This window comes from Microcoleus sp. Pol14D4, assembly GCF_036701245.1.
In the GTDB taxonomy this organism is placed as follows: Bacteria; Cyanobacteriota; Cyanobacteriia; order Cyanobacteriales; family Microcoleaceae; genus Microcoleus.
Genome location: NZ_JAUBQM010000162.1, coordinates 1 through 4,628 on the forward strand (window position 1 = coordinate 1; position 4,628 = coordinate 4,628).

At 40.5% G+C, this 4,628-nt stretch carries 5 protein-coding genes and 1 pseudogene; all 6 read left to right on the plus strand.

Features of this window, described 5'->3' with window-relative positions:
* Positions 1–432 precede the first annotated feature (432 nt).
* The 6 genes and pseudogenes from QUA33_RS27620 to QUA33_RS27645 all read left to right on the plus strand — a co-directional run bounded on the left by QUA33_RS27620 (position 433) and on the right by QUA33_RS27645 (position 4,113).
* Positions 433–1,269 (plus strand): annotated as a pseudogene (locus QUA33_RS27620) (IS630 family transposase).
* Positions 1,270–1,391: 122 nt separating this feature from the next.
* Entirely contained in the window at positions 1,392–1,571 is a 180-nt protein-coding gene (locus tag QUA33_RS27625; RefSeq protein ID WP_333152895.1) for a hypothetical protein, read from the plus strand.
* A gap of 500 nt (positions 1,572–2,071) precedes the next feature.
* A complete protein-coding gene (locus QUA33_RS27630) occupies positions 2,072–2,344 on the plus strand; it encodes a hypothetical protein (protein WP_333152897.1) in 273 nt (90 codons plus the stop codon).
* An 85-nt stretch (positions 2,345–2,429) separates the two neighbouring features.
* Positions 2,430–2,798, plus strand: coding sequence for a hypothetical protein (locus tag QUA33_RS27635; protein WP_333152899.1), 369 nt, complete (start codon positions 2,430–2,432; stop codon positions 2,796–2,798).
* A gap of 266 nt (positions 2,799–3,064) precedes the next feature.
* Positions 3,065–3,304: a hypothetical protein gene (locus QUA33_RS27640; RefSeq protein ID WP_333152901.1), complete on the plus strand. Its 240-nt coding sequence runs from the start codon at positions 3,065–3,067 to the stop codon at positions 3,302–3,304.
* The gene (locus QUA33_RS27645; RefSeq protein ID WP_333152903.1) at positions 3,304–4,113 is read left to right on the plus strand and encodes a glucose 1-dehydrogenase; all 810 of its coding nucleotides are present in this window, start codon (positions 3,304–3,306) and stop codon (positions 4,111–4,113) included. Before QUA33_RS27640 ends, QUA33_RS27645 begins: the two co-directional genes overlap by 1 nt.
* The last annotated feature ends 515 nt before the right edge of the window (positions 4,114–4,628 follow it).

The window sequence follows — 4,628 nt, forward strand, 5'->3', positions numbered from 1 at the left end:
TTTAGCAGGCATTTACTTTTTCTGAATATCATTATGTTATATTATACCAATATGCGTTTTAAATGCACAACAGCTTAATACAGAAAATCTCCGCAGCAGTATGACAAGGATAAACCCAGATACCTGATTTGAATAATTTTTCCACTAACTCCTTGTGTCGAATACTGCCATCTTCATAGACATTTTCCTGCTCTAAAAGTTGTAATTTTTTTTCTTTTTATCGGGTAAATATAGAAATTTCTCAAGATAAGGTAAATTAATTAAAGAATCAATTCCTTGCCAACCATAAAAAATATGTAATTCAACATCGGGCACTTCTTTGATATAGCAACCGCCAAGGCGGTTATGGCATAAACTGTAAGTCTTCCCAATTGCTCGATTGCGAGCGTACAACTTATGCCCAAGCCCTAAAGTTACGACCTTCGTCAACAGGTGATAATCGCTATCAAAGTCGATGTCTTGAAAACTACTGAAGCCAGTCAACTGTTCAATATTAGTGGCAACACGATCGGTCTCTGGCTAAAACGACTTGCCCAAACAGGGGGGTTTGAAGCATTGCCCAATCAACCGTTGGGTAATGGTCATAAAATTACAGGGGGTACAATTTAAAGAATTTGTGAGGGCCCATGGGGATAAAACACAAGTAGAGATGGCAGAACTATTGTTTGAGGAAATTAGCGATATAACAATCTCAAAAGTCTTAGAAAAAATTGGTTTTAGTCGTAAAAAACTTATGGATATCGAGAAACGGGCGAATAAAAAGACCCATAATTCACAGAACAGTTAGCCAGATATAGCCAAGAAGAACGAGTTTATATAGATGAGTCAGGGATGGATGACCGAGATGAATATGGGTATGGGTATAATGAGATAGGTGACAGGTTTGAAGCACTAAAAATTGGTAAAATAAGAAGAGGACGAATAAATATAATTGCGGCGGGAGTGTAATGGGAAATTACTAGCACCATTTACGGTAGAAGGAGCTTGTAATCGAAGCGTATTTGAAATCTGACTAGAAACTTGTTGAGTACCAGTATTAAAACCTGGACCCGTTGTGATAGCAGATAATATAACATTCCACAAAGGTGGACGTATTCAAGAGATAATTGAATGTACGGGATGTCGATTGCTATATTTAGCACCTTATGCGACAGATTTAAACAAAATTGAGAATGATGGTCATGGCAAAAAAGTCGCATCCGTCAACAAACCCATAGATTTAGCTGTGTTCGAGATGCTCTGGAAGATGTCCTCAGCAAAGCGTTCTAACCGCCTTGGCGGTTGCTATACTTTTACATAGAAAATCATTTAGGATCGCTAGAGTCACCATAGCTGGAGCGGCTAGCATTAATGCGTTTGAGTGCGAATTTCCTAGAACAGCCCAAGGGCAGGTGCTTTGTTTTTTCCTGGCATTTTGTGCGATCGCGCTAGGTGGTTATTTGACAGCAACGCTGGGCACATTTTTTGTGAGTCAGGATGCTGAGAGCGATCGAGCAGAAATAGCTGCTACACAATCACTTCAAGCTGTGGAAACAAAAATTACTGCACTGCGAAGGTTCAAGCCTGTTTGAGGAAAAGGTTTAGACCTGTGAATTGCTGACCTTGGATTTGAGGATCGAGTCGATCACTCTCGATACGATACTAGAGAAACGATGATGTCTGTCCAATTATAGATTACCTTTTACTCTAAACTATTCCAAGCGAGAGATGATCTTTTAAATTTTGAATTTTAATATAAAAATATCCTCTAACCACTCAAAAAAAAATAAAATGATGGAAAAAACAAGCAGAATAAATGATTGATAGAGACAAAAAAAACTTGATTCAGGATAACTCTCATATTTCACTGTTCAATAGTGCCGACAGTTTTGCTCTGGCTCAAGGCCTGATTTTATAAGACTTAGAGCCACGGGGGATAATTAAATCAAAGTCATCTCCACTCATGACTTGCATTTAATTCGACTTTTTTATGGTCCTTGCCCTATCAAGCTTGTATCATCGTTTCCCAAAAAACCGCAGTATTGATTGAATGTTAAGCTGTTTCTATTTATTTCATTGACACGATAAACTCATGGAAAACACATTATTCGATCGCACATTCCGGGACAGCGAAGGCAAAATAGTTATAGCTCAGATGCCCAATCTACCACTGAGTGTCGGGATTGTAGCTACTTTATTAACGCTCATTTTTACAACAGGTAAAATTAATTTAGGGTTGGAGTTAGTAGCCTTTGGCTCTTTGTTTACTTGGGCTTGGGAAGAATTATTTCAAGGCGTTAATTACTTTCGTAGAGCATTAGGTCTGATTGTGCTTGTTGGTCTAATTGCGTGGAAACTTCAATAGTTAGGTAAGCATACATCAAATCCATAAGGTAGAGCAAAACCTTTATCGAGCGGATGAGGAACGGTGGAAAGGTTGACAGGCTGTAATGGACAACCCAAAAATTAACACCTATCGGATGTGGGAACACCTCAACAATGCTCAACTAATTCGCTACCTGCTACTCTTTGTGCGTGGTTGGGCTATCGTGCAGGTTTTGGCATATTTTGAAACGGTTCTGATTGTTTTTATTTTGGCAGCTACTCTCGCCTTTCTGCTGAACTACCCGGTCAAATTTGTATCTGGTTTCATCCCTCGTTTGCTAGCGGTAGTGGTGGCTTTTTTATTTGCCTTATTGATTGATTATAGGTGCGTTAATGGCAACGTTAGGATTAGCTCACATTTCCCAAGCACAGCATTTATTAGAACAGGCTCCTCAATTTTTAGACTCGCCGCTCCCACTGTTGAAAATACTTGAATAATTTCTGTTAAATCCTCATATTACGTTAGATTTCAGCACCTTTAATCAACAACTGCACCAACAAGTCATCGGCATAATCTGCCTGGACTTTTCCACAGTGCAAAATCTGTTATTCAGTTTGCTAGATGTGATTGTGCTTACGTGTTTCCCTTCTTTATGCTGATCGATGGTAGACGACTATTGGGATCTGATGTGAGGCTCTTTCGACCCGGCTTATACGAGGATTTGACCAGGGAAATCCAAAACAAATTTTTAGGTTTCTTTTGGCTCGGTTGCTATTATCAATATTTTTCGGCTTCTCTACCTTTGTGGTGTTTATCTTGGTGGATATTCCCTATGCACTGTTCCTGGCTGCAGTCGCAGGCGCATTTGAGCTTATTCCCCGTATTGGCGCGATGAAATTCGTGGGGAAAAGACAGAAAAATTTTCTGGTTGATGTTGAAGCTAGTTGGCTTGAGATTTCGGTTAAGATATTTTGTTTTAAATCTCTGGGAGAGCAATAATGAAAGGTTTAAAGGGAAAAAACGCACTCATTACTGGAGCGAGTTCAGGTATTGGGCAGGCGATCGCCATTCGTCTTGCTCAAGAAGGTTGCAATATTGCCGTTAACTATCGCAAAAGCTTAGAAGAGGCAGAAGATACTGAAGAAATAGCTCTGCAAAAAGCCTGTGGACAAGCATCGGAATGCGGGGTTGAAACGCTATTAGTTCAGGGAGATGTCTCCAAAGAAGATGATATCCTTCGTATGGTGAAGAGTGTCATTGATAACTTTGGTAGTCTGGATATCCTGATTAATAATGCTGGGATTCAAACAGAAAGCGCATCCCATGAAGTGCCAACGGATGAATTCGATCGCGTGATAGCAGTCAATTTGCGAGGTGCATATCTCTGTGCGCGGGAAACCATTAAGCATCTGTTAGAGCAGCAGCGCTCTGGGGTGATTATCAATATTTCGAGTGTGCATGAAATCATTCCCCGCCCGATGTATATCAGCTATTCCATCAGCAAAGGTGGCATGGGAAATCTGACTAAAACCCTAGCGTTGGAATACGCAAGCCGAGGCATCCGCGTCAATGCTATTGCCCCCGGTGCAACAATTACACCGATTAATGAAAGTTGGACGGACAATCCAGGACAAAAGGCAGTAGTGGAAAGCCATATCCCAATGGGACGGGCAGGTACATCGGAGGAAATGGCTGCATCTGTTGCCTTTCTTGCATCAGATGAAGCGGCTTACATTACGGGACAAACGCTCTATATTGATGGTGGATTGACCCTCTATGGTGACTTTCGCGAAGCTTGGTCGGCCTAAATTAACTTGGAGAAACTATTTGGAGTAAATAGGCGATCGCTGTCATTTTACCTACTAAAAAAGGATTTTTTTGGGCGATCGCTTTCTTTACTCACCGGACACTAGACTAAACCGCACTAAGGTGTCATGCAGATATGATTGAACGTGGCAGCTAGGAAGGCATTGCGGAGGAGTTAGACCGCAAATATCTCAAGTAGTGGTATCTTGCTGCATAACAATCAAATAATTCATTAGGGCGATGAACTTGATATAGAAACATCATCGAGCGCACTGACACTATTACCAGCCACAAATCAAGAGTTTCTGCTATTAATATAAATCACGAATATTTTTTTTGACATCTTATTCTGATTGCGGAGCGATTTCCTGGGCGGAAGTTGCCCAATTTGCTCTTTTATTAGTGGGTATAAAATGGTATTTTTCAGAGCCAATATCCTGCAGGGCTATTTCATTCTTGAGAGAAGGGTGATAAGCTGAAGCTATATTCCTTCAAATTGTTTTGAGTAATGACCCAA